The sequence below is a fragment of the Luteimicrobium album genome (assembly GCF_030161555.1).
GTDB lineage: Bacteria > Actinomycetota > Actinomycetes > Actinomycetales > Cellulomonadaceae > Luteimicrobium > Luteimicrobium album.
The window spans coordinates 4003792-4027919 of record NZ_BSUK01000001.1 but is presented as its reverse complement, the minus strand read 5'-3'; the positions used below and the strand labels follow the sequence as shown (position 1 = coordinate 4027919).

The 24128-nt window shown below is 74.1% G+C and carries 22 protein-coding genes and 3 pseudogenes; 18 read left to right on the top strand and 7 right to left on the bottom strand.

The window, feature by feature from the left end; translation table 11 throughout:
* Positions 1-34 precede the first annotated feature (34 nt).
* From QQK45_RS20635 to QQK45_RS20615, 6 genes and pseudogenes are all read left to right on the top strand, one after another.
* The gene (locus QQK45_RS20635; RefSeq protein WP_284294790.1) at positions 35-1027 is read left to right on the top strand and encodes a helix-turn-helix transcriptional regulator; all 993 of its coding nucleotides are present in this window, start codon (positions 35-37) and stop codon (positions 1025-1027) included.
* Positions 1028-1029: 2 nt separating this feature from the next.
* Positions 1030-2028 (top strand): TIGR03557 family F420-dependent LLM class oxidoreductase, encoded by a 999-nt coding sequence (locus QQK45_RS20630; protein WP_284294789.1) that lies wholly within the window; start codon positions 1030-1032, stop codon positions 2026-2028.
* On the top strand, positions 2025-2417 hold the full coding sequence (locus QQK45_RS20625) for a hypothetical protein (protein ID WP_284294788.1): 393 nt from the start codon (positions 2025-2027) through the stop codon (positions 2415-2417). The genes QQK45_RS20630 and QQK45_RS20625 overlap by 4 nt, the downstream gene beginning before the upstream one ends.
* A 45-nt stretch (positions 2418-2462) precedes the next feature.
* Positions 2463-3119 (top strand): annotated as a pseudogene (locus tag QQK45_RS20620) (coenzyme F420-0:L-glutamate ligase); the annotation flags it as partial.
* Between the two features lie 122 nt (positions 3120-3241).
* Complete coding sequence (locus QQK45_RS23535) at positions 3242-3394, top strand: hypothetical protein (RefSeq protein WP_431310358.1); 153 nt, start codon at positions 3242-3244, stop codon at positions 3392-3394.
* A gap of 41 nt (positions 3395-3435) precedes the next feature.
* Complete coding sequence (locus tag QQK45_RS20615; protein WP_284294787.1) at positions 3436-4416, top strand: prenyltransferase/squalene oxidase repeat-containing protein; 981 nt, start codon at positions 3436-3438, stop codon at positions 4414-4416.
* Positions 4417-4438: 22 nt separating this feature from the next.
* Here the strand turns inward: QQK45_RS20615 and QQK45_RS20610 are convergent, their stop codons facing one another.
* Both QQK45_RS20610 and QQK45_RS20605 read right to left on the bottom strand, forming a co-directional pair.
* Positions 4439-4669, bottom strand: a complete 231-nt coding sequence (locus QQK45_RS20610; RefSeq protein ID WP_284294786.1) for a hypothetical protein — start codon at positions 4667-4669, stop codon at positions 4439-4441.
* Between the two features lie 172 nt (positions 4670-4841).
* The gene (locus tag QQK45_RS20605; protein WP_284294785.1) at positions 4842-5444 is read right to left on the bottom strand and encodes an HhH-GPD-type base excision DNA repair protein; all 603 of its coding nucleotides are present in this window, start codon (positions 5442-5444) and stop codon (positions 4842-4844) included.
* 57 nt (positions 5445-5501) lie between these two features.
* On the opposite strand from QQK45_RS20605, the gene QQK45_RS20600 reads away from it, so the two are divergent.
* The gene (locus tag QQK45_RS20600; protein ID WP_284294784.1) at positions 5502-5993 is read left to right on the top strand and encodes an 8-oxo-dGTP diphosphatase; all 492 of its coding nucleotides are present in this window, start codon (positions 5502-5504) and stop codon (positions 5991-5993) included.
* A 385-nt stretch (positions 5994-6378) separates the two neighbouring features.
* Positions 6379-6786, top strand: coding sequence for a glycosyltransferase family protein (locus QQK45_RS20595; RefSeq protein WP_284294783.1), 408 nt, complete (start codon positions 6379-6381; stop codon positions 6784-6786).
* A gap of 45 nt (positions 6787-6831) precedes the next feature.
* On the opposite strand, the gene cofD is transcribed toward QQK45_RS20595, so the two are convergent.
* From cofD to QQK45_RS20575, 4 genes and pseudogenes are all read right to left on the bottom strand, one after another.
* Positions 6832-7830 (bottom strand): 2-phospho-L-lactate transferase, encoded by a 999-nt coding sequence (gene cofD, locus QQK45_RS20590; RefSeq protein ID WP_284295134.1) that lies wholly within the window; start codon positions 7828-7830, stop codon positions 6832-6834.
* A 310-nt stretch (positions 7831-8140) separates the two neighbouring features.
* Positions 8141-8701 (bottom strand): annotated as a pseudogene (locus tag QQK45_RS20585) (ATP-binding cassette domain-containing protein); the annotation flags it as partial.
* Positions 8698-9801: a putative F420-0 ABC transporter permease subunit gene (locus tag QQK45_RS20580; protein WP_431310311.1), complete on the bottom strand. Its 1104-nt coding sequence runs from the start codon at positions 9799-9801 to the stop codon at positions 8698-8700. The pseudogene QQK45_RS20585 and the gene QQK45_RS20580, both read right to left, overlap by 4 nt.
* 5 nt (positions 9802-9806) lie before the next feature.
* Positions 9807-10859: a putative F420-0 ABC transporter substrate-binding protein gene (locus tag QQK45_RS20575; protein WP_284294781.1), complete on the bottom strand. Its 1053-nt coding sequence runs from the start codon at positions 10857-10859 to the stop codon at positions 9807-9809.
* A 318-nt stretch (positions 10860-11177) separates the two neighbouring features.
* On the opposite strand from QQK45_RS20575, the pseudogene QQK45_RS20570 reads away from it, so the two are divergent.
* From QQK45_RS20570 to QQK45_RS20560, 3 genes and pseudogenes are all read left to right on the top strand, one after another.
* Positions 11178-11902: pseudogene (locus QQK45_RS20570) on the top strand (SDR family oxidoreductase).
* Between the two features lie 570 nt (positions 11903-12472).
* Entirely contained in the window at positions 12473-14419 is a 1947-nt protein-coding gene (locus tag QQK45_RS20565) for a glycosyltransferase family 29 protein (protein WP_284294780.1), read from the top strand.
* Positions 14416-15501, top strand: a complete 1086-nt coding sequence (locus tag QQK45_RS20560; protein ID WP_284294779.1) for a hypothetical protein — start codon at positions 14416-14418, stop codon at positions 15499-15501. The genes QQK45_RS20565 and QQK45_RS20560 overlap by 4 nt, the downstream gene beginning before the upstream one ends.
* 17 nt (positions 15502-15518) lie before the next feature.
* Here QQK45_RS20560 and QQK45_RS20555 read toward each other — a convergent pair whose 3' ends face one another.
* Positions 15519-16931: a basic amino acid/polyamine antiporter gene (locus tag QQK45_RS20555; protein WP_284294778.1), complete on the bottom strand. Its 1413-nt coding sequence runs from the start codon at positions 16929-16931 to the stop codon at positions 15519-15521.
* Positions 16932-17278: 347 nt separating this feature from the next.
* Between QQK45_RS20555 and QQK45_RS22730 the strand changes: the two genes are divergently transcribed.
* The 7 genes from QQK45_RS22730 (at position 17279) to dhaL (ending at position 24051) form a co-directional block, all read left to right on the top strand.
* The gene (locus QQK45_RS22730; protein ID WP_348525316.1) at positions 17279-17542 is read left to right on the top strand and encodes a hypothetical protein; all 264 of its coding nucleotides are present in this window, start codon (positions 17279-17281) and stop codon (positions 17540-17542) included.
* Positions 17494-18042, top strand: a complete 549-nt coding sequence (locus tag QQK45_RS22725; protein ID WP_348525377.1) for a class I tRNA ligase family protein — start codon at positions 17494-17496, stop codon at positions 18040-18042. The genes QQK45_RS22730 and QQK45_RS22725 overlap by 49 nt, the downstream gene beginning before the upstream one ends.
* 16 nt (positions 18043-18058) lie before the next feature.
* Positions 18059-19732: a class I tRNA ligase family protein gene (locus QQK45_RS22720; RefSeq protein ID WP_348525315.1), complete on the top strand. Its 1674-nt coding sequence runs from the start codon at positions 18059-18061 to the stop codon at positions 19730-19732.
* Complete coding sequence (locus QQK45_RS22715; protein WP_348525314.1) at positions 19717-20634, top strand: DUF5915 domain-containing protein; 918 nt, start codon at positions 19717-19719, stop codon at positions 20632-20634. Before QQK45_RS22720 ends, QQK45_RS22715 begins: the two co-directional genes overlap by 16 nt.
* Complete coding sequence (locus tag QQK45_RS20545; RefSeq protein WP_284294777.1) at positions 20631-22058, top strand: bifunctional folylpolyglutamate synthase/dihydrofolate synthase; 1428 nt, start codon at positions 20631-20633, stop codon at positions 22056-22058. Before QQK45_RS22715 ends, QQK45_RS20545 begins: the two co-directional genes overlap by 4 nt.
* Before the next feature lie 289 nt (positions 22059-22347).
* Positions 22348-23343 (top strand): dihydroxyacetone kinase subunit DhaK, encoded by a 996-nt coding sequence (gene dhaK, locus QQK45_RS20540; protein WP_284294776.1) that lies wholly within the window; start codon positions 22348-22350, stop codon positions 23341-23343.
* 66 nt (positions 23344-23409) lie between these two features.
* Positions 23410-24051 (top strand): dihydroxyacetone kinase subunit DhaL, encoded by a 642-nt coding sequence (gene dhaL / locus QQK45_RS20535; RefSeq protein ID WP_284294774.1) that lies wholly within the window; start codon positions 23410-23412, stop codon positions 24049-24051.
* Positions 24052-24128: the final 77 nt, after the last annotated feature.

The window sequence follows — 24128 nt, the reverse complement described above, 5'->3', positions numbered from 1 at the left end:
GGGGACGGAATCAGTCCACTTGGGTGAGGAGATCATGGTCGTCATGGGGTCGGGGACGGGCGCGCGGATGCTGGCGCTGCTCGACCTCCTGGAGTCGGGTGGGTTGCGCGGACGCACCGAGCTCGCGCGGCTGCTAGGTGTCGACGAGCGCACGGTCCGGCGCGACGTCGTCCGGCTCCTGGACGCCGGCGTGCCCGTCGAGTCGGTGCGCGGGCGCTACGGGGGCTACCGGCTCGGCCGCGGGTACCGGCTCCCGCCCCTCATGCTGACCGACGACGAGGCGGTCGCCGTGCTGGTGGCGCTCGCCGACGCCTCCGACCGGACGGGCGACGTCCCGGCCGCGACGGCCGCGGCGAAGGTTCGGCGCGTGCTGCCCGCGGCGTCCGCCGCGCGGCTCGAGGGGCTGGTCGAGGCGGCGGTCGTCCCGGGCGACGTGACCGCCGTCGACGCCGACGTCCTACTCACGGTGGCGGGCGCCGTCCGGGAGCACCGTCCGATCGAGATCGCGCACCGACGCCGCGGCGACCCCGCGGGCGAGCCGGCGGCGAGGCGCGTCGTCCACCCGTACGGGCTCGTCCGGCGGGACGGCCGGTGGTACCTGCTCGGCCTCGCGCTCGACCGCGGCGCCGAGCGCACCTTCCGCCTGGACCGGGTCGAGCGGGCGCGCACGCTCGCCGGACGGTTCCGCCCGCCGCCCGGCTACGACCCGGTCGTCCGGCTCGAGGCGCTCCAGGGGACCGGCTACCGGTACGCCGTCCGGGTCCGCGTCCGCGCGACGGAGGCCGAGGTCCGGCGGTTCCTGCCCGCCTCGGTCGCTCGGGTCCGCCCCGCGGGTCCGCCTGCCGACGGCGCGTGGCTGAGCGTCGAGCTCGGGGCGGACCGCCTCGACTGGCTGCCCGGGGTGCTGGCCGCGCTCGACCGGCCGTTCGTCGTCGACGAGCCCGACGAGCTGGTGACCCGCCTGCGCGAGCTCGCGGATCGGCTGGCAGCGCGCGTGAACGCGGCGTCGCCGGACGTAGGCTCGTGACCATGGGTCTGACGATCGGATATGTGGCAGAGCTCGAGCAGTTCCACCCCACCGAGGCCGTCGAGCTGTCCGCCTACGCGGAGCAGCACGGCTTCTCGGGCGTCATGGCGGCGGACCACTTCCAGCCGTGGGTGCCGGCGCAGGGACAGTCGCCGTTCGTGTGGAACGTCCTGACGGCGCTGGGGGAGCGGACGACGGGCGACATGGGTCCCGGCGTGACGGCGCCGACGTTCCGCTGGCACCCGGCGATGGTGGCGCAGGCGTCGGCGACGCTCGCCGCGATGTACCCGGGCCGGCACTGGCTGGGCCTCGGCTCGGGCGAGGCGCTCAACGAGCACATCACCGCCCAGTACTGGCCCGAGGCGCCCGAGCGCATCAACCGGATGTTCGAGGCCATCGACATCATCAAGAAGCTGTTCACCGCATCCCTCGCGGGCAAGGACGCGAAGCACGCGGGCCAGTTCTACAAGCTCGAGTCGACACGCCTGTGGACCATGCCGGAGGAGGCGCCCGAGATCCTTGTCGCGACCGGCGGTCCGGTGACCGCGAAGCGCGCGGGCAAGGTGGCCGACGGCCTCATCACCGTGGGCGCTCCGCTCGAGAAGATCTCGATGCTGTTCGGGAAGTTCGACGAGGGCGTGCGCGAGTCCGGGCGCGACCCCGAGCGCATGCCGCGCGCGCTGCAGATCCACCTGTCGTGGGCGCCGACCGACAAGGAGGCGCTCGCCAACGCGATGCACGAGTGGCCCAACGGCGGCATGAAGTTCCCCAAGGCCGACATCCGCTCGCCGTTCGAGTTCGAGCAGATGGCCAAGCTCGTGCGCCCCGAGGACTTCGAGGGCCGCATGGTCATCTCGTCCGACCCCGACGTCCATCGCTCCGCGATCCAGAAGTACGTCGACCTGGGCTTCGACCGCGTGTACCTGCACAACGTGGGGCGCAACCAGCGCGAGTGGATCGAGGTCTTCGGCCGCGACGTGCTCCCGAAGCTCAGCCGGTGAGCCCGCTCCCGGCCGACTGGGTGCCCCACCGTCGCCCGGACGACCGCGAGGTGCTCGGCTGGCTGCGGCCCGACGGCGACGACTGGGTCGCGGTCTCGTTGCTCGGCCGCGACCTCACCGGGCCCCTCGACTGGACGGCCGCCGAGGAGGCGCTCGAGGACGTCGGCCTCACGTGGCTCGGTGACGTCTGGACGCTCGAGCAGGACGGCGGCGGGCTTCTGCGCGTGCGCCTCGTCGAGGTCACGCCTGAGCGCGTCGTCGTCCAGACCGACGACTTCGGTGCGGTCGACGCCGTCGTCGAACGTCATGTGCTGCCGTGGCCCGCGCCGCCGCGGCTCCGTCCGCGCGGCGCCGGCGACCCGGACGCCCACGTCCTCTTCGCGGACTGAGGGGTCGAACGGGGCACGCCCGCCCGGCTGGACAAGGTCGGCACAATGGACGCAGGCCCGGCGACAGCCGGGTCCGCGCGGTACGGAGAGTTGAGGGGCATGACGACGAGCGGGCTGTGGGTGCGGCCGGTGCAGGGCATCGGCGAGGTCGAGGCCGGCGACGACGTCGCGCGCCTCCTGCTCGATGCGCTGGACGCCGCAGTGCGTGAGGGAGACCCGGCGGCCGCGCTCGAGGACGGGGACGTCGTGGTCGTCGCGAGCAAGATCGTCTCGAAGGCCGAGGGCCGGCTCGTGCGTGCGGACGACCGCGAGCAGGCGATCACCGACGAGACCGTGCGCGTGGTCGCGACGCGCGAGCACCCCGGCGGCGTGACTCGCATCGTCGAGAACAAGCAGGGTCTCGTGCTGGCCGCTGCCGGCGTCGACGCGAGCAACGTCCCGCCCGGGACGGTCCTCCTGCTCCCCGAGGACCCGGACGTCTCTGCCCGCCGCATCCGCGCCGGGATCGCCGAAGCGACCGGTCGCAGCGTCGGGGTGGTCGTCGCGGACACCGCCGGTCGGGCGTGGCGCCAGGGGGTGACGGATATCGCGATCGGCGCCGCCGGCGTCGTCGTGCTCGACGACCTGCGCGGCTCGGTCGACCGCGAGGGACGCCCGCTGACCGCGACCGTCGTGGCGGTGGCCGACGAGCTCGCCGCCACCACCGAGCTCGTGCGCGGCAAGAGCGCGGGCGTGCCGGTCGCCGTCGTGCGGGGGCGGCCGCGTGGGTCACCGCGGAGGACGGCCCCGGCGCCCGCGCGATCGCGCGCCCCGCGGAGGACGACATGTTCCGCACCGGCAACGCCGAGGCGTACGACGAGGGCTACGACGCCGGGTACGACGAGGGCGTCGAGGCGGGCCGTTCCGAGGGCTTCTCGAGCGGTTACGAGCAGGGGTACAGCGACGGCGAGTCGCGCGTGGAGTCCAGCGCGCTCTGACCGGGTCGTCGGCCGGGCACGCACGTCGGGGAGGCGAGGCGGTGACCGAGCGGGACGTGGCGTCCTGGCTGCTCGACCAGGACCCGGCGCTGCGCTGGCAGGTCGAGCGCGACCTCCTGCACGAGCCTCCCGCGGTCTGGGAGGCGACCCGGGCGCGCGTCGGGACCGAGGGATTCGGTGCGCGGCTCCTCGCGCTGCAGGACGACGACGGGCAGTGGGCGGGCGGCGCCTTCTTCCCGGCGGACTTCGACTTCGAGGGCCCCGAGGCCGCCCCGGGCGCGGGCCAGCCGTGGACCGCGACCACGTGGAGCCTCGACTCGCTGCGCACGTGGGGGCTCGACGCCGCCGTGCTGCGCGAGCGCCGGACCGTCGAGCGGCTCGCCGAGAGCTGCCGGTGGGAGTACGACGGCTCCCCGTTCTGGGGCGGCGAGGTGGACTGCTGCATCAACGGGTTCACGCTCGCGAGCGGCGCGTGGCTCGGGGCCGACGTGGACGGCATCGCGGAATGGTTCGTGGAGCACGCCACGGAGGAGGGCGGCTGGAACTGCGAGTGGGTCGAGGGCTCGACGCGGTCGTCGGTGCGGTCGACCCTCAACGGGCTGTTCGGCCTGCTCGAGCTCGAGGAGCGCGGCGGCGGCACGAACGAGACCCGGGCAGCACGGCACGCGGGCGAGGACTACCTGCTCCGACGCGGGCTGCTCCGGCGGCTGACGACGGGTGAGCCGGTCCTCGACGGCATCGACGTGCACGCCTACCCGTTCCGCTCGCACTACACCGCGCTGCGGGCCGCCGACTACTTCCGGCGCGCGTCGACGTTCGATGACCGCGCGCCCGACTCGCGGGTCGCGGAGGCGATCGAGATCGTCCGCGCCGCGCGTCGTGCCGACGGGACGTGGGTCCAGCACGAGCGGTACCCGGGCCGGGTCTGGTTCCACGTCGACGTCCCGCCCGGCGAGCCGTCGCCGTGGCTCACCCTCTACGCCACCCGGGTGCTGGACTGGTGGGACGGCGCCGCCCGCTGAGCTGCGCCGTCGGGCGGTCCGCTCAGGACACGCGGCGAGGCCGTGCCAGCAGGACGTCCTCCGTGCCCAGCGCCCCCAGGAAGTACCGGGGGAACCAGGGGAGCAGCGCCATGGCGTCCGGGCCGTGGACGAGCCGGAGGTCGTCGAGCCGGTAGCGCTCGCCCTTGCGGACGAGCGCGAAGCCGCCCGCCGCCTCCCCGTTGCGGACCCAGTCGACGCGCGGGCCGTAGGGCAGCGCGAAGACGGCTTCCACCCCGCCGTCGAGCCGGCGCCGCGCCATCGCGACCACGGGTGTCCGGTAGGTGCGTCCGCTGCGCCGTCCGACGTGCTCGACGACGGCGAACGGGGGACCCGCTCGGTCAGCGGCAGGACCCGCGGGTTGAACCAGCGCTTCGCGGCCTGCGGGATCGCGGACGGCAGCGGCATCAGCGTGACTTCCGCTTCGCAGCGGCCTCGGCCTTGACCGCCTTCTTGGTCGCCCGGACCTCCTGCAGCGAGGTCTCGTCGACGACGTCCGCCACCGACCGCCGCGAGCCCGGCTCCCCGTACGGTCCGGCGACCTCGCGCCAGCCGTCGGGCTCGACGCCGTGCTGCTTGCCGAGGAGCGCGAGGAAGATCCTCGACTTCTGCGCGCCGAAGCCGGGCAGGGCCTCGAGCCGCGCGAGGACCGTCGTGGCGTCGGGCGTGCCACCGGACTCGTCGACTGCGGTCCACAAGCGGGACGCGTCGCCGTCGTACCGCTCGACCAGGAGCTGGGCGAGCGCCTGGACCCGCTGCGCCATCGACCCCGGGAACCGGTGCACCGCCGGCGGCTGCGCGAAGAGCGCCGACAGCTCGTCCGGCGGGGCCTCCGCGACCGCGCGGACGCTGAGCCCACCCATCCGGTCGGCGATCTTCGCGGGACCCGCGAACGCCGTCTCCATCGGCACCTGCTGGTCGAGGAGCATCCCGACGAGCAGGGCGAACGGGTCCTTGGTCAGGAGCGCGTCGGCGTCGGCGTCCCCGGTGAGGTGCAGCGCAGCAGCCATGCCTTCCACCGTAGCGGTCGAGGGAGGCTAGAGTCCGACGGCGTGACACCGATACCCATGTGCCTGGTCTTCGTCGTCGACCGTCGCGGGCCTGGGAACGGGCGCGTCCTGCTGGGGGAGAAGCACCGAGGGATCGGGGCGAGGAACGTCGTCGGGCTCGGGGGTCACGTCGAGCCCGAGGAGTCGGCCGTCGACGCCGCCGTCCGCGAAGCGCACGAGGAGGCGGGTGTCGTGCTCGACCCGACCGCGCTGGCGCACGCCGGATCGGTCCGGTTCCGGTTCCCGTCCCGGTCCTCGTGGAACCAGGACGTCGAAGTGTTCCTCACCGGCGCGACGGATGACGTGCTCGTGCCGTCGGACGAGATCACCCCGGCCTGGTACCCGGTCGACTACCTTCCGCTCGCCTCGATGTGGGACGACGCGCGGTACTGGCTCCCCACCGTGCTGGGCGGTGGACGGGTCGACGCGACCATCACGTTCGCGGCCGACGCCCGGACCGTCGAGGCCACCGATCCCGTGCTGACACCGGTGCCGCTCGCCCGGCACTGATCGCGCTCGGGTCGTCCCGCTTCATCTCCGCGAGATGCGGCGATCTGCAGTTTCCCGTCGCTCCGATGGCAGATCGCCGCATCTCGGAGTGGACGGGGGCGCTCTCCGCGATTGATCGGACACAGCGCGGCACTCGGGGACGCGAGAATGGGGAGATGACTCTCCCCGCGAACGGCTGGACCGTCGTCGTGCCCGTGAAGGGCGGGCCCGACGCCAAGTCGCGGCTCGCGGGCCACGTGGACGACGGCGCCCGGCGGGCGCTCGCCGACGCGCTCGCCGGCGACACGCTCGACGCGGTGCTCGCGACGCCGTCGGTCGGCTGCGTCGTGGTGGTCACGAGCGAGGCGCGGCTCGTGCCGGAGCCCGGGGGTCCGGACCGCGCGTCGTGCACGTCGACGACCCGGGGCTCGGTCTGCGCGCCGCCGTCCAGACGGGGATCGACGCGGCCCCCGACGGGCCGTGCGCCGTGCTGCTCGGCGACGTCCCGGCGCTGCGGCCGGCGGACCTCGAGGCGGCGCTCGCGGACGCGACGGAGCACGAGCGCGCGCTCGTGCCCGACGCGGACGGCACCGGCACCACCCTGCTGACCGGCCGCACGCCGGGCTCTCTGCGCCCGCGCTTCGGGCCCGGCTCGGCGGAGGCGCACGCCGCGGAAGGTCACGTGCGCCTCGGCGCGGAGCCGAGCCTGCGGCGCGACGTCGACACGGCCGCGGACCTCGACGACGCGGCGGCGCTCGGCGTCGGGCCGCGGACGGCGGCGTTCCTGGTCGCCACGGCCGAGCGTGCCTCCTGACGGATCGCAGGTCACCGTCGGCGCACCGAGCGTCACCGTCGGCGGTCAGCGCAGGCGAGACCCCAGGCCCACCAGGTCGAGCGCGGCGAGGACGATCGCGTCGGTCGCCGTCAGGCCGTCCGGGCCGGCGTCGTCGCCCATGAGCAGCGGCAGCGCCCGCGCCTCGATGCCCGCCTCCGCGAGCGCGGGTACGGCGTCGGCGTCGGTGTCGTCCACGAGCCACCCGTCGAGCAGGCCGCCGCGCGACCGCGCGCCGTAGTGCTCGCCCACCGCGAGGGCCGTCGTCTCGACCCCGATCGTCGTCAGGCACGCGTCCGCCATGCCGCGCACCGGCGCGTCGCCGACGATCGGCGCGACCCCGACGACGGGCGCGGCCGTCGCCCGCAGAGCGTCCCGGATCCCGGGCACGCCCAGGACCGTCCCGATCGACACGACGGGGTTCGACGGCGGGAGCAGGACGACGTCCGCCCCGGCGATCGCGTCGAGCACGCCGGGCGCCGCCACCGCCTCCTCGACGCCGACCTGCACGAACCGCCTGGCCGGTGTCGCGGCGCGCAGCCGCACCCACCACTCCTCGAAGTGCACGACGCCGAACCCGTCCGCGAGCTCCACGTGCGTCTCGACGCTCTGGTCGCTCATCGGCAGGAGACGGGCGCCGAGGTCCCAGCGCCCGGAGAGCCGCGCCGTCACCTCGGACAGCGGCAGGCCGCGCCGCAGGAGCTCGGTCCGCGCGACGTGCGTCGCGATGTCCAGGTCGCCCAGCGTGAACCACGGCCAGCCCAGGCCGTACGCGTGCAGCTCGGCCGACACGCGCGTCGTCTCGCCCTCGCGCCCCCAGCCCTGCTCCGGGTGCACGACGCCCGCGAGCGTGTACATGACGGTGTCGAGGTCGGGGCACACGCGCAGGCCGTCGAGCCACATGTCGTCGCCCGTGTTGACGACGACGGTCAGCTCGGCGGGCACGCCGCGCCGGGCGAGCAGGTCGCGCAGCCCGCGCGTGAAGCGGGCGCCGCCGACGCCGCCGGCGAGCAGGGTGATGCGCAGGGGCGGGCGCGGGCTCACGGAACCTCCGGGTGATGGGGCGGGTGGGGGAGCGTGCTCAGGACTCGGCATAAGCGAGGACGGGGCGCCCGGTGCGCGGGTGGCGCAGCACGTCGACCCGCACCCCGTACACGGGCTCGAGCACCTCGGGGACGAGGACGTCCTCGACGGTCCCCGCGGCGACGACCCGGCCCGCCGCGAGCAGCACGACGTGGTCGCACGCGTGCGCGGCCATCGTGAGCTCGTGCAGCGCCGTGACGACGGTGACGCCGTCGGCGACGAGCTTGCGCAGCACGGTCATGGTCTCGAGCTGGGCGCGGACGTCGAGGTGGTTGGTGGGCTCGTCGAGAAGCAGCAGGCGGGGTTGCTGGGCGAGCGCGCGGGCGAGGTGGACGCGCTGGCGCTCGCCGCCGGACAGGGTCGTGACCTCGCGGTCCCGGAGCGCGGCGGCGCCCGCGGCGTCGAGCGCCTCGAGGGCAGCGGTCCGGTCCGACGCGCGGGGTCCGGCGAGGAGCGAGCGGTGCGGGATCCGGCCGAGCAGGACTGCGTCGAGCACGGTGATCGGCAGGTCGGTCGTCGCGTCCTGCTCGACGAGCGCCACGGCGCGCGCCCGCGCCCGCGCCGACGCGGCGTGCAGGTCCGTGCCGTCGAGGACGACGGTGCCGTCCTCGGGCCGTCGCACACCCGCGAGCAGCCGGAGCAGCGTCGTCTTGCCGGAGCCGTTCGGGCCGAGCAGGCCGGTCACGGTGCCGGGCGGTGCGGTCACGTCGACCCCGTCGACGAGCAGCCGCCCGCCCGCGCCCCAGCGCAGCCGCTCGGCCGCCAGACCGCCGGGGGAACGGGCATCGCCCGGTCCGAGGACGTCGTCGGTCATGCTCGACCCCTCCCTCGCCACAGCAGGAACGCGAACACGGGCGCGCCGACGGCGGCCGTCATGACCCCGACCGGGATCTCGCGGGGCGCGAAGACGGTCCGCGCGGCGGTGTCCGCCCAGACGAGGAAGCTCGCCCCGAGCAGACCGGACAACGGCAGGAGCAGCCGGTTGCGCGTCCCGACGACGAGCCGCACGGCGTGCGGCAGCACGAGCCCCACGAACCCGATCGACCCGGACTGGGACACGAGCGCGCCCGTGAGGATCGCGACGAGCACGAGCAGGATCCGCCGCGCCCGCTCGACGGGCACCCCGAGCGCCGCCGCGGCGGTGTCGCCGAACGTGAACGCGTCGAGCAGCGACCCGGTGGCGGCGAGCACGCCCCCGAGGACGAGCGTCGCGCCGCACGTGACCGCGACCGACGTCCACGTCGCTCCCGCGACGGACCCGAGCAGCCACGACAGGATGTCCTGGTACGAGTCGCCGGTCGACGTCCAGAAGATCACGAAGCTCACGCCCGCGGCGGCGAGCTGGCTCACCGCGAGCCCCGCGAGCACGGTGCGCGACGGCGTCAGACCGCCCGCCGCCCCGGCCAGCCCGAGCGTCGCGAGCAGGGCGAGCAGCGCGCCGGCGAACGCGGCCACCGGGAGCACCATCGCGACGCCGAGCCCGAGCACGCACACGGCCCCGAGCGACGCCCCCGACGACAGCCCCAGCAGGTACGGGTCGGCGAGCGGGTTGCGCGTGAGCGACTGCATGACGACCCCGCACACCGCGAGCCCTGCGCCCACGCCCGCGGCCGTCAGGACGCGCGGCAGGCGCAGCTCCCAGACCAGCCCGTCGGGCAGTGGCGCGAGCCGGTCGAGCCCGAGCGGCCCGTCGAGCCCGAGGTGCTGCGCGACCGAGCGCCACACGTCGGAGACGGGCAGGTGCGCCGGCCCCAGCGTGACCGCGACCGACACGCTCAGCACGAGCACGATGGCGGCGCCCACGAGCCACACGGCGGCCCGCGGCCCGGACGACCCGCGCGGCGCCGGGGCCGCGCCCGACGTCGAGGGCGTACCGGGCGCCGTCGGGCGCTCGGTGGAGACGGGGACGGTCACCGGCGTCACGACCAGTCGAGCTGCAACAGGTCGGCGGCGAGCTGGGCCGCGGCGTCGACGTTGCGGACCCCGGCCTCGGTGCTCGCGAACGGGAGCACGACGTACCGGTGGTGCTTGACGGCCTGCAGGTTCTTCGTCGCGCCGTTCGACTCGAGGAACTCCTTCTTCGCCTCGGCCGTGTTCCACGACGCGTCGACCAGGACGATCACGTCCGGGTCGGCGGCGACGATCTTCTCCCAGCCGAGCGACGTCCACGTCATCGGCACGTCGGCCGCGACGTTCTTCAGGCCGACGGCCTTCATGATCATCTCCGGCGCGCCGATGCCCGCCCCGACGTACGGGGTGCCGTTGCCCGACGACCACCACAGGACGGTGTGCCCGTCGCCGTCCTTCGGGACGGCCGCGAGCTGCTTCTTCTGCTCGGCGACGAGCGACGCGGCCCGGTCCTGGACGTCGAAGACCTGCCCGACCTGGGCGATCTCCCCGAAGACGTCGTCGAAGGTCAGCGGGTTCGGCTGGTACGCCTTCTCCTGGCACGCCGACGGCGACACGTACGTGTTGACGCCCAGCTTGGCGAGCGTGGGCCGCGCCCCGGCGCCCTGGGCGGAGACGTTCGACTCCCAGCCGGCGTAGACGAGGTCGGGCTGGAGGGCGAGCACCGCCTCCGACCCGGGGACCTGCGCGGCCATCGGCGAGCTGATCGCCTTGTTGCCCTCGGCGGCGGGCGCGAGCGAGTCGGGCAGCGGGCCGTCCAGGAACGCCGACCCGACGACGTGGTCGCCGAGGCCCAGGGCCAGCATCATCTCGGTGGTCGACGACTTGATGGTCACGACGCGGTCCGGAGCGGCCTGGAAGGTGACCTTCGTGCCGCAGTTGTCGAGCGTCACGGGATAGGTGGTGCGGGGGCCCGCGGCGTCGGTGGCAGCGGTGGACCGCGGCGAGGTGTCGGCCTCGCCGGAGCCCGACGAGCAGGCGGCGAGGGAGAGGGCGAGGAGGCCGCCGGCGCCTGCGAGCGCGAGGCTGCGGGCGCGGCGAGGACGGGTGCGAACGGTCGACAAGGACGGAGCCTTTCCGGCGAGCGGGAACTCTGCGGCGAGCGAGGTGCGTGGCGTCAGCAGGCCCGATGACGGGCGCCGGGCGCGCGACGACGGCGCGCGCCGGGGACACGCGGTCCAAGTCCGGGCCGCCGCGACGAGCCAGGCACGGCTCGCGATCCCACGGCCAGCGTAGTCGCGCTCGCGCCGTCCCGGTACACGTGCGGGGCGACGGGTAGCGTTCCGTCCATGAGCGAGGACGGGACGGCCGGGCAGGCCGGGAGCACAGCAGGCACGACGACGGCCGGCGGCGGCCCCCAGGGGCGGACCCGTCGCGCGGTGGTGACGGGTGCGTCGTCGGGAATCGGCGCGGCGAGCGTCGCGGCGCTGCGCGCGGACGGCTGGGACGTGGTCGCGGTCGCGCGCCGGGAGGACCGGCTGCGCCAGGTCGCGGATCGCACGGGCGCGACGTACGTGGTCGCGGACGTCACGAGCGACGACGACGTCGCGCGGCTCGTGGAGCGGGTCGTCGCCGACGGCCCGGTGGACGCGCTGGTGAACGTCGCGGGCGGGGCGCTCGGCGTCGACCAGGTCGCGGAGGCCGACCTCGACCAGTGGCGCCGGATGTACGAGCTCAACGTGCTCGGCACGGTCCGCGTGGTCCAGGAGCTCCTGCCCGCCCTCCGCGACGCGGAGGGGACGGTCGTCGTCATCACGTCGACCGCGGCCCACGAGCCCTACGAGGGCGGCGGTGGCTACGTGGCGGCCAAGACGGCGGAGCGAGCCGTCGCCCGGACACTGCGGTTCGAGCTCCTGGGGGAGCCGGTCCGCGTCATCGACATCGCGCCCGGCATGGTGCAGACCGAGGAGTTCTCGCTCGTCCGGTACGGCGGCGACCAGGCCAAGGCCGACGCGGTCTACGCGGGCGTGCCCGGACCCTGACCGCCGACGACGTCGCCGAGGCCGTGCGCTGGACCCTGTCGCTGCCCCCGCACGTCGACGTCGACGAGCTCGTCATCCGCCCGCGCGCCCAGGCGTCGGCCCAGCGCGTCGACCGGCACGCCTGAGGAGCCCTCACCGCCGACGTCGCCCCGCCACCGGCGGGTCGTGTCCTGTTCACCCGAGGTTCTCCGCCGGTTCGGACCGGTCCGCCTACGATCCGCGGACCAACCCGCGCTGTCGAAACGGTGAGATGAACAGGAACCTCAGGAAAGTCCCGCTCGTGCGTGCCGCCGCGTGGCGGATCCGAGCCCTCGACAAGCGGCTGTTCGGTCACGCTGCCCGGCTGGCGGCCGACCGTGGCCGTGGAGGCGGCAAGGGCACGTACGTCGACGACCTGGCCCTCACGCGCGCCGAGTGGCGCGACCAGGGCCCGACACCGACGCTCCTCGCGCGGGCGCGCTCGATGAGCCTGAACTCCGTCGCGTGGACGGTGCTCCCGACGAAGCTGTGGCTCGTGTTCTGCGGCGCGCTCCTCGAGGCGGGGACCGGGACGCCGCCGAGCGGCTCGTGCACACGCTGCTCCTCAAGCGGCCCGACGACCTGGACCTCCTCGCCGAGTGCCTGCCGGTCGCGCGGTTCGCGCGCGAGCTCGGCGTGCCGGGGGCGACGTCGCGCGCGCCGCCGAGGCCGCGGACGTGCTCGCCGCCAACCTCGAGGCGGACGTCTTCGGGCGGCTCGTGGCCGGACGCACCGTCGCCGTCGTGGGCAACGGGCCCGGGTGCCTCGGCGCGGGCCTGGGCCCGGAGATCGACGCGCACGACCTCGTCGTCCGGTTCAACAACTACCCGTCGGGGTACGAGGCGGACTACGGCGCGCGGACCGACGTGTGGGTCCGCGGCGCCCACCGCGACGTCCGGGACCGCCCGGAGATCGAGGACCTCCAGCTCGTCGTCTGGGAGATGGACTTCTTCCGCAACCTCCTCGAGCTGCCCGAGCACGGCGACGTCCTCCACCGCGACACGCAGTTCTCCCCGGAGAAGGTCACGCACGTCGGGACGGCGTCCAAGCAGGCCCTGCGCGACGCCTCGGGGCTGCTCCTGCCGACGAGCGGCGCGCAGCTCCTGTGGCTGCTGCGCGAAGCGCGGGGCGACCTGCGCGGCGTCGACGTCTACGGCTTCTCGACGATCGACGGCAGCGAGGAGCTCGGCCACTACTTCGACGCGCTCGGCGACATGGGCCACCGGCACGACGCCGGCGGCGAGGGCGCGTTCCTCCGCTCGCTCCTGGCCGACGGGACCCGCGGGGCAGGTGCCTCCGACGCCGTCGTGACGGACGAGCTCGCCGCTCGCCGGTCGACCCGCTCGGGCGCCGACGTCCACGCGGGCGAGGTCACCGTGGTGAGCTGCGCCTACCGCCAGTACGACCCGGCCACCGGGAAGACGGGCGGCCCTGGCGGCGTCCTCGCGACGCAGCGGCTCGCGCTCGGCGACGAGTACCGCGGCCAGGAGCTCGCCTACGTGTTCGACGAGGGCGGCAAGGGTGCGCTGCGCGACCGCCTGTCCGTCCAGCTCACGGGCCTGAGCGCCAAGGTCGCGGACCTCGTGCTCGGCGCCGAGTACGTCCGGACGGCCCCCAGGTCCTGCGCGCGCAGGCGGAGGGCCGGCGGCTCCTGCTGGTGTGCCACGAGCTCGGGTCGGCGTACGGAGCTCACCTGCTCGGCGTGCCGTACGTGCTCGTCTACCACCAGCAGGGCAGCACATGTCAGGAGATGCGGTCCCTCGGGCGCGTCCCGACGTCGCACGAGGCCCACGTCGCCGACCGGCTCGAGCGGCTCGTCCTCGAGAACGCCCGCAAGGTGTACTTCCCGAGCCTCGGGGCGCGCGAGGCCTACCGGTCGACGTCGCGCATCGACGAGGCGGGGCACGTGGCGTTCGCCGGCACCGCGCTCTACAACACCGTCTCGGCCGTGGACCACGACGACAGTCCTGGCGCCGTCGCCGACCGGGGACGCTCCTCGCCGGTCTGTCGCGCGAGCTCCACCTCCCGGCCAAGGACGCGCACACCGACGTCTTCGTCAGCGTCGGGGACTACAACAGCGACAAGGGGCTCGACCGCGTCCCCGCGCTGCTCGACCGCTACGCCGAGCTCACGGGACGCAAGGTCGTCTGGGTGGCGGTGGGCGCCGTCGGCGACCGCGCGCAGTTCCTGGCGTTCCGCGACGCGCAGAAGGGCCGACGCTTCACGGCCCGGCTGGTGGGGAGCGCATGGAGCACGACAAGCTGCTCGCGCTCCTCGACTACGCGGACTACTACGTCATGCTGCACCGCAGCTCGATCTTCGACCTCGCCATGCTCGAGGCGATGCGAGCCGGCAAGCCGCTCGTCCTGTCGCCCGTCGGTGGGAACCTCGAGGTCGACCTCGACGGGAACGTCCTGTTCGTCGACGAGGGCACGCTCGACGACGCGTGCCGGGTGATCGAGAGCCGCGACCGCGTCGCCTGGGGCGAGCGCAACCGGAAGGTCTTCGAGGACCACTTCTCCCTGGAGCACTTCGCCGAGCGCTACCGGGCGATGCTCGACGAGCAGCTCGACGCCCTGCTCGAGCCCGCCCCGTCCGACGCGGCCGAGGGGCGGGCGTCGTGAAGCGCGCGCTCTGGATCACGTGCGGTCCCCGGGGCAACGCCGGCGACGCCCTCCTCTACGAGGTCACGCGCGCGCTCTTCGACGGGCTCGTCGAGCTCGACTTCCGGCACGCGAGCGACCCCGTCTACCTGCGTCGCGGTGACAGGCGCACGGACAACGTGATCATCGGACCGGGCGGACTGTTCGTGCAGACGAACTCGTCGCGCCACCTGCACGCCAAGCTCGCGAAGCAGTGGGACACGTTCGAGAGCAAGAAGTTCTTCCTCTGGTCCACGGGCGTCCTCCAGCAGCCGACCGAGGACGAGGAGGCCGCGGTCCGGCGGGTCACGTCACGCTCCCGTCAGATCGTCGTCCGCGCGACCAAGGAGGCCGAGCTCCTGCGGAAGATCGGCCCGGTCACGGCCCCCGAGTGGGCGCCGTGCGCGTCGCTGTTCACCGACCGCCTCCTGGACGTCCCGAACCGGACGCGCGACGTCGTCGTCGTGAACCTCGACGGGTTCCTCTTCACGGCGGAGAACGCCGCGTCCCACCCGCTGCGGCGGTTCGTGGACCACGCGAACGCCCAGGGTCTCGAGGTCCGTTCGATGATCAACGCGTCGGGCGACTTCAACCCCTGGCTGCTGGACCTGCTCCCGCCCATCGAGATCGACGCAGCCCCGTTCAAGGCGGCCCTGGACCCCGCGCTGCCCGGCCCCGAGTTCCACCGCAGGTTCAACGAGGCCCTCGCCGCGCACCCGTCCTACGGCGCCCGGTACACCGACTGCCGGTTCGCGTTCGGCAAGCGGCTGCACGGCTGGCTGCCGTTCCTCGCGTTCGACAAGCCCGCGGCGTTCGTCGGGATGCAGGCCCGGCGCGGCATGCCCCGCGACTACTTCGGCGACGACACCTTCCTGTGCGACGTTCCGCGCCGGAACCCCATGTCGACAGCCCAGCTCGATGCCACCGCCGACGGGATGATCGCGAAGCTGGACGAGTTCGTGGCCCACGAGGAAGCCCTCGCCGCCCGGGTCGCGGAACGCCGCGAGGAGCTCTGGGCGCAGCTCCAGGGCCAGGCGCGGGCGCTCGCGGACGCCCTCGTCTGAGCCGGGCCGGCCCGCGCTCACAGGTGCACCGCACCCGCGGCCAGGCACACGATCCCGACGACGGCGCCCAGGCAGATCGCGCACAGCCCGGCGAGCTCGCCGCGCGTGAAGGCACGGCGGCCGGCCTCCCGTCGGGCGCGCGCGAAGAGCACGCTCGCGGGCGCGTACACGACGAGGATCACGAGCAGGTAGGCCGGACCCGCGGCCACCAGGAGGAACAGGGTGTACGCGGTCGCGAGGACGGCGACGACCGTCTCCCCGCGCCGCGCGTCGCGCACGCCGACGCGCACCGCGAAGCCGGCCGCGAGCACGTAGGGGACGATCGCGAGCGTGGCCGTGAGGTCGAGCGCGAAGTCGAAGGCGTCGGCGGACAGGAGCGTCACGAGCAGCAGCACCTGTGCCAGCGCGGACGTGAGGAACAGCGCCGGGACGGGGGTGTCCCGCGCGTCCGACCGCGACAGGAGCCGCGGCAGGTCGCCGTCGCGCGCGGCCACGAGCAGCACCTCCGCGGCCATCAGGGTCCAGGCGAGGTACGCGCCGAGCACCGACACGACAAGCCCGACGCTCACGACGACGCGGCCCCATCCTCCGACGGCGGCCTCGAGCACCCCGGCCATCGACGGCTGCCGCAGGCCCGCGAGCTCGTCGCGCGGCAGGATCCCGTACGACACGACCGACACCGAGGCGAACAGCGCGAGCACGGACACGAACCCGAGGACGGTCGCGCGGCCGACGTCGCGCCGCCGGCGGGCGTGGCGGGAGTAGACGCTCGCGCCCTCCACGCCCAGGAACACGAAGACCGTGACGAGCGTGACGCCGCTGAGCTGCGAGAAGAACGACCCCGCGGACGAGGGTGCGGACAGGTTCTCGGCGAGCACGCGGGGGTCGAGCAGCGTCGCGCAGAGCACGACGAACACGACGATGGGCACGACCTTCGCGACCGTCACCACGCGGTTCACCACGACCGCCCCGGTCACGCTGCGTCGCACGAGCGCGAAGACGGCCCACAGCCCGACGCTCGCGAGGACGACGGCGAGCACCGAGTCGCCCTGCCCGAGCGCGGGGAAGGCGGCGCCCAGCGTCGACATCACGAGCACCCAGTAGGTGACGTTGCCCGCGCACGCGCTCGCCCAGTAGCCGATCACCGACAGGAAGCCGGGGTACTCGCCGAAGCCCGTCTTCGCGTACGCGTAGATGCCGGCGTCGAGCCCGGGCCGGCGCACGGCGAGCGTCTGGAAGACGAGGGCGAGCGTGAGCGTCCCGGCCCCGGCGACGGCCCACGCCCCGAGGGTGCCCCACACGCCCGTCCGCTCCGCGAAGCGCGCCGGCAGGGAGAACACGCCCGCGCCGACCATCGAGCCGACGACCATCGCGGTGAGCGCACCGATGCCGACGGTCGTGGTCCGGGCGGTGGTCGTCGGGTCGGCCATGGTCCCTTTCCGCTGTCCGGGGCCCGCGGCGGCCCGCTACGATGGGGGCACAAGGCGTCGACCCGGCCATCACCGGCGAGCCTCCGGAAGAACGGCCTCAGCGTCGCGCTCCCGCCCCGACCAGTCTGGTCTCCGGCGCAGCGCACGGCACGGCGAGGCTCAGTAGAACCGGACGGGAGGGCCCGTCACAGCCCTGAAGGAGCGGTCGCCGGAGCGCCGGCGACAAGCGGGGTGGTACCGCGGTCCGCCGAGCCGGGTCACCGGTCGGCCGGGTCGTCCTCGCACGAGTGCACGACCCAGGTCCACCGCAGGCTTGCCGCCCTTCGATCGCCCAGGAGCCGAACCCCATGGCCCACTACCCCCAGCACCGTTCCGGTGACGACGCGCGCGTCCCGGCGTCCCCGAACCTGCCCGACGTCGAGCGGGGCACGCTCGCCTTCTGGAAGTCGGACGGCACGTTCCAGGCGTCGATCGACCAGCGGCCGGCGGGCGAGGACGGCAGCAACGAGTTCGTCTTCTACGACGGCCCCCCTTCGCGAACGGGCTTCCGCACTACGGACACCTGCTCACGGGCTACGTCAAGGACGTCGTCCCGCGCTACCAGACCATGAAGGGCCGCCGGGTGGAGCGGCGCTTCGGGTGGGACACGCACGGCCTGCCGGCGGAGCTCGAGGCGGAGCGGATCCTCGGGATCACGGACAAGTCGCAGATCGACGAGATGGGCATCGCGGCGTTCAACGACGCGTGCCGGACCTCGGTGCTGAAGTACACGAAGGAGTGGGAGGAGTACGTCGAGCGGCAGGCCCGCTGGGTGGACTTCGAGCACGACTACAAGACGCTCGACGTCACCTTCATGGAGTCGGTGCTGTGGGCGTTCAAGCAGCTCCACGACAAGGGCCTCGCGTACGAGGGCTACCGCGTGCTGCCGTATTGCTGGCGCGACGAGACCCCCTGTCCAACCACGAGCTGCGCATGGACGACGACGTGTACGCGTCGCGCCAGGACCCGGCGGTCACGGTCGGCCTGCGCCTGGCGGGTGCGCGCGACGGCTCGCCCGCGGCGGCGCTTGCGCCCGAGGTGCGCTCCGTCGTCGACGGCGCTCTCGTCCTGATCTGGACCACCACGCCGTGGACGCTGCCCTCCAACCTCGCGGTCGCCGTCGGGCCGGACGTGGACTACGTCGTCGTGCAGCCGCAGGACGGGTCACCGTTCGCCGACGAGCACCCGGGCGAGCGCGTCCTGCTCGCGCAGCCGCGGCTCGCGGCGTTCGCGCGCGAGCTCGGCGACGAGCCGACGGTCCTCGCGACCGTGCGCGGCGCGGACCTCGCCGGCGCGACGTACCACCCGCCGTTCGACTACTTCGTCGGGCACGAGAACGCCCACCAGGTGCTCGTCGCGGACTTCGTCACGATCGAGGACGGCACCGGCGTCGTGCACCTCGCCCCCGCGTTCGGCGAGGACGACATGGCGGCCTGCGACGCGGCGGGGATCCGGCCCGTCGTGCCCGTCGACGCGCGCGGCCGGTTCACGACGCAGGTCGGCGACTACGCGGGCGAGCAGGTCTTCGACGCGAACCCGACGATCATCGCGGACCTCAAGCGCGTCGCCGGCCCCGTCGAGCGGCGCGCCGTCGCCGAGCGCCCCGTGCTCGTGCGCCACGAGACCTACCAGCACTCCTACCCGCACTGCTGGCGCTGCCGGAACCCCTGATCTACAAGGCCGTGTCGAGCTGGTTCGTGCGCGTCACCGCGTTCCGCGACCGCATGGTCGAGCTCAACCAGGAGATCTCCTGGACGCCCGAGCACATCAAGGACGGCCAGTTCGGCAAGTGGCTCGAGGGCGCCCGCGACTGGTCGATCAGCCGCAACCGCTACTGGGGCTCGCCCATCCCGGTGTGGCAGAGCGACGACCCGGCGTACCCGCGCGTCGACGTGTACGGGTCGCTCGCGGAGCTCGAGCGCGACTTCGGCCGCGTGCCCACGAACGAGGCGGGCGAGCCCGACCTGCACCGCCCCTTCATCGACGAGCTCACGCGCTCCAACCCCGACGACCCCACGGGCCGCTCGACGATGCGGCGCATCCCCGACGTGTTCGACGTGTGGTTCGACTCGGGCTCGATGCCGTTCGCCCAGGTGCACTACCCGTTCGAGAACACCGAGTGGTTCGAGCACCACTTCCCGGGCGACTTCATCGTCGAGTACGTCGGGCAGACGCGCGGCTGGTTCTACCTGCTGCACGTCCTGTCGACCGCGCTGTTCGACCGGCCCGCGTTCCGTTCGTGCGTCTCGCACGGCATCATCCTCGGCGACGACGGCCGCAAGGCCAGCAAGTCGCTGCGCAACTTCCCCGACCCCATGGAGATGTTCGACGCGTACGGCTCGGACGCCGTCCGCTGGTCCCTCATGAGCAGCCCCGTGCTGCGCGGCGGGAACCTCGTCGTCGCGGAGGAGAACATCCGCGACTCCGTCCGCCAGGTGCTGCTGCCGCTGTGGAGCACGTACTACTTCTTCACGCTGTACGCGGGGGCCGCGAACGGCGGGGACGGGTACGTCGCGCGGACGGTCGGCGCCGACGACGCCGCGAGGCTGGGGGCGCTCGACGGCTACGTCCTCGCGCGCACCAGGTCGCTCGTGGAGCGGACCACCGCGCTCCTCGACGCGTACGACGTCGCGGCCGCGTGCGAGGCGGTGCGCGAGCACCTCGACGTGCTCACCAACTGGTACGTGCGCACCCAGCGCGACCGGTTCTGGGCCGAGGACCCCGTGCGTTCGACACCCTCTACACGGTGCTCGAGCTGCTGACCCGCGTCATGGCGCCGCTCGCCCCGCTGGTCACCGAGGAGGTCTGGCGCGGGCTCACTGGCGGGCGCTCTGTGCATCTCGTCGACTGGCCGACCGTGGACGAGCCGGCGCTCGCGGCCTTCGGGGACGCCGCCGCCGACGCGCTCGTGGCGTCGATGGACGAGGTCCGCGCCGTCGTCTCCGCCGCGCACGGCGTGCGCAAGGCACACCAGATGCGCGTGCGTCAGCCGCTCGCGAGGCTCACGGTCGTCGTCGCCGACCCCGAGGCCCTCGCCCCGTACGCCGACCTGCTCGCCACCGAGCTCAACGTCAAGGCCGTCGAGCTGGCCGGGCTCGAGTCCGGGGCCGCCGAGCGGTTCGGGATCAGCCAGCGGCTCGCGGTCAACGCGCGCGCCGCCGGCCCGCGCCTCGGACGCGGGGTCCAGGCCGTCATCAAGGCGGCGAAGGCGGGGGACTGGTTCGTGTCCGACGCGGACGCCGTCGTCGTGCGCACGCCCGACGGCGACGTGCCGCTCGAGCCCGCCGAGTACGAGCTGAGCACGGTCGTCGGGGGCGGCGAGGGTGGTGCCGGGGACACCGGCGGCGACGTGGGGGCCGCGGTCCTGCCGGGCGGCGGGTTCGTCGTCCTCGACCTCGCGCTCGACGACGCCCTGCGCGCCGAGGGCTACGTGCGCGACCTCGTGCGCGCCGTCCAGGACGCGCGCAAGGCCGCCGACCTCGACGTCGCCGACCGCATCGACCTGCACCTCGAGGTGCCCGCCGAGCACCTGGCCGACGTCGAGGGGCACCGCGACTTCCTCGGCGCCGAGACGCTCGCGACGAGCATCGAGCTCGCCCCGCTGGCCGACGCCGCGCAGGACCGCGCGCCCGTCGTCGCCGTGAGCCGGGCGGTGCGGGCATGAGCGCCCGGCCGGCGGGTGCGGGGAAGGGGCAGGCCCGGAAGAAGGGCGCCGACGCGAAGCGCGCCGCCGAGGACGTGGCCGCGCAGGCGGACCTCGACCGGATCTGGGCGCACATCGTCGCGCGGGCGCCCGAGCACGAGATCAACCCGTCGCTCGACCGGGTGCAGCGCGTCATGGAGGTCCTCGGCGACCCGCAGCGCGCGTTCCGCGCCATCCACGTGACCGGGACCAACGGCAAGACGAGCACCGCGCGCATGGCCGAGCGGCTCGTGCGCGAGCACGGCCTGCGGACCGGGCTCTTCACCAGCCCGCACCTCACGAGCGTGACCGAGCGGATCCAGGTCGACGGGGAGCCGATCAGCGCCGAGCGGTTCGTCGACATCTGGAACGACGTCTTCCCGTACGTCCAGATCGTCGACGCCGAGCTCGAGGGCGAGGGCCGTGCGCGCCTGTCCTTCTTCGAGGTGCTCGTCGTGCTCGCGTACGCGGCGTTCGCCGACGCGCCGGTGGACGTGGCCGTCGTCGAGGTGGGCATGGGCGGCGAGTGGGACTCGACGAACGTGCTCGACGCGGAGGTCGCCGTCATCGCGCCGGTGGCGCTCGACCACCAGGCGTGGCTCGGCGACACCATCGAGGAGATCGCGCACACCAAGGCGGGCATCATCAAGGACGGCGCGACCGTCGTCGTCGCCGACCAGGTCGAGGAGGCCGCGGAGGAGATCGCCGCGGTGGTACGGGCGCGCCACGCCCGGCTGCTCCGGGAGGGCGCGGAGCTCGCCGTCGTCGAGCGGACCGTCGCCGTCGGCGGGCAGATGCTCACGCTGCGCACCCCGGGCGCCGTCTACCAGGACGTCTACCTGCCGCTGTTCGGCGAGCACCAGGCGCACAACGCGCTGCTGGCGCTCGCGGCGGGCGAGGCGCTGCTCACGGGCGGGCGCGCGCTCGACGGCGGGGTCGTCGAGGCCGCGTTCGGGGACGCGACGTCGCCCGGGCGACTCGAGGTCGTGCGGTCGTCTCCGACGGTCGTGGTCGACGCGGCGCACAACCCGGCCGGCGTCGAGGCTCTCGTGGCCGCGCTCGACGAGGCGTTCGCCTTCACGCGCCTCGTGGGCGTCGTCGGGATCCTGGGCGACAAGGACGCCGAGGGCGTCCTCGCGACGCTCGAGCCGGTCCTCGCGGAGATCGTCGTGACGCAGTCGTCGTCGCCGCGCTCGACGCCGCCCGACGAGCTCGCCGAGATCGCGAACGACGTGTTCGGCGAGGACCGAGTGCACGTCGCGGATCAGCTCTCCGAGGCGCTCCAGGTCGCCGTCGACCTCGCGGAGGCCGGCGACGAGACCGGCGTGGGTGCGGGCACGGGCGTCGTCGTCACGGGCTCGGTCATCATGGCGGCGGACGCCCGCATCCTCCTCGGCCGCGGCTGAGGGGGTCGACGCGGCGGAGGAAAGGGGCGCGCGGTCTTCCATCCGCCTCGCTCGTCCCTCGCTCGGCTCCCGCCAGACCCACCACGACCGCGCGCCCCTTCCCTCCGACGCGTCTGCGTCAGGCACGTCCTGCGGGGGCTGTCGTGCACGTTGTTTCAGGTGCCGCGCGCAGACGCGCGCCCCGGTGTTTGATGGTTTCAGACGGCGGGCACGGCGGGGGCGGCGCACGCCGACGACGTCGCCCCGGAGCCTCCGGGGCGCTGGACCACTGCCACGGAGGGCGAGCACAGTGAAGAAGCTGCTGAACGATCCCGCTGACGCCGTCGTCGAGTCCGTCGAGGGCTTCGTCGCGGCGCATTCCGACATCGTCGAGGCCCACTACGACCCGATCTACGTGAGCCGCGTGGGCGGGGCCGTCGAGGGCAAGGTCGGCCTGGTCTCGGGCGGCGGCTCGGGCCACGAGCCGCTCCACGCCGGGTTCGTCGGGCAGGGCATGCTCGACGCCGCGGTCCCGGGACCCGTGTTCACGTCGCCGACGCCGGACCAGATCGCCCCGGCGCTGGTGGCCGCGAACGGGGGTGCGGGCGTCCTCGCGATCGTGAAGAACTACACGGGCGACGTCCTGAACTTCGAGACGGCGGTCGAGCTCGCCGAGGCGGAGGACGTCGAGGTCGCGACCGTCATCACCAACGACGACGTCGCCGTCCAGGACTCCCTGTACACCGCGGGCCGGCGCGGGGTGGCCGGGACGGTCTGCGTCGAGAAGATCGCGGGAGCGGCCGCGGACCGCGGCGACGACCTCGCGGGAGTCGCGGCTGTGGCGACGCGCGTCAACGCGAACGTGCGCTCGATGGGCGTGGCGCTGACGGCGTGCACGGTGCCGGCGAGCGGCAAGCCGAGCTTCGACCTGCCCGAGGACGAGGTCGAGATCGGCATCGGGATCCACGGCGAGCCGGGCCGGCACCGCATCAAGCTCGAGCCCGCCGACGCGATCACCCAGCGGCTGCTCGACCCGGTCGCGGAGGACCTGCACCTCGCCTCGGGCGAGAACGTGCTGCTGTTCGTCAACGGCATGGGCGGGACGCCGTCGTCGGAGCTGTACGTGGTCTATCGTCAGGCGCGCAAGCTGCTCGAGGCACGCGGCGTCGTCGTCGCGCGGTCGTTGGTCGGCAACTACGTGACCTCGCTCGAGATGCAGGGCGCGTCGGTGACCGTCCTGCGGTTCGACGACGAGCTGACGACGCTCTGGGACGCCCCGGTGCACACGGCCGCGCTGCGGTGGTGACGCGGCCGCGTGAGGCTGGACCCGGGGTGCGCGGCGAGCGCGGACGACGAGAACGAGGAGGGCGGAATGGCGGCTGACGTGGCTTGGGCGGAGCGTTGGGTCCGGGAGACGGCGCGCAGCATCGCGGCGAACAAGGAGGAGCTGACCGAGCTCGACCGGCAGATCGGCGACGGCGACCACGGCGAGAACATGAACCGTGGCTTCACGGCGGTCGTCGCGAAGCTCGACGCCCTTCCGGAGCCGCCGGCGCACGTCTCCGACGTGCTCAAGCTCGTCGCGACGACGCTGATGTCGACCGTCGGGGGCGCCGCAGGCCCGCTGTACGGGACGGCGTTCCTGCGGGCTGCCAAGGTGGCCGACCTGCCCGAGCTGGACGGCCGCGGCGTCGTCGCCGTCCTCGAGGGGGCGCTCGAGGGCGTGCAGGCGCGCGGCAAGGCGACGGTCGGCGAGAAGACGATGGTCGACGCGCTCAGCCCCGCCGTCCAGGCCGCGGTGCAGGCAGCCGACGGCGGCGGTGACGCGCGCGCCGTGTTCGCGGCGGCGGCCGAAGCGGCGCAGAAGGGCGCCGAGGGGACGATCCCGCTGCTCGCGACCAAGGGCCGCGCCAGCTACCTGGGCGAGCGGAGCATCGGCCACCAGGACCCGGGCGCGACGTCGACGGCGCTCATCCTCGCGGCCGGCGTGGTCGCGTCGGAGCCCGAGCCGTGACGGATCCCGGCGGTCGCACCCCGACGGCGCTCGTCCTCGTCTCGCACGCCGACGAGCTCGCTCGTGGGACGGCGCGG

What these genes read in the sequence shown, in the direction of transcription:
- QQK45_RS20635 (WP_284294790.1), top strand. Translation starts at nt 35, where the DNA reads ATGGTCGTCATGGGGTCGGGGACGGGCGCGCGGATGCTGGCGCTGCTC.
- QQK45_RS20630 (WP_284294789.1), top strand. Translation starts at nt 1,030, where the DNA reads ATGGGTCTGACGATCGGATATGTGGCAGAGCTCGAGCAGTTCCACCCC.
- QQK45_RS23535 (WP_431310358.1), top strand. Translation starts at nt 3,242, where the DNA reads ATGTTCCGCACCGGCAACGCCGAGGCGTACGACGAGGGCTACGACGCC.
- QQK45_RS20605 (WP_284294785.1), bottom strand. Translation starts at nt 5,444, where the DNA reads ATGGCTGCTGCGCTGCACCTCACCGGGGACGCCGACGCCGACGCGCTC.
- QQK45_RS20600 (WP_284294784.1), top strand. Translation starts at nt 5,502, where the DNA reads ATGTGCCTGGTCTTCGTCGTCGACCGTCGCGGGCCTGGGAACGGGCGC.
- QQK45_RS20555 (WP_284294778.1), bottom strand. Translation starts at nt 16,931, where the DNA reads ATGGCCGACCCGACGACCACCGCCCGGACCACGACCGTCGGCATCGGT.
- QQK45_RS22730 (WP_348525316.1), top strand. Translation starts at nt 17,279, where the DNA reads ATGGCCCACTACCCCCAGCACCGTTCCGGTGACGACGCGCGCGTCCCG.
- QQK45_RS20545 (WP_284294777.1), top strand. Translation starts at nt 20,631, where the DNA reads ATGAGCGCCCGGCCGGCGGGTGCGGGGAAGGGGCAGGCCCGGAAGAAG.
- dhaL (WP_284294774.1), top strand. Translation starts at nt 23,410, where the DNA reads ATGGCGGCTGACGTGGCTTGGGCGGAGCGTTGGGTCCGGGAGACGGCG.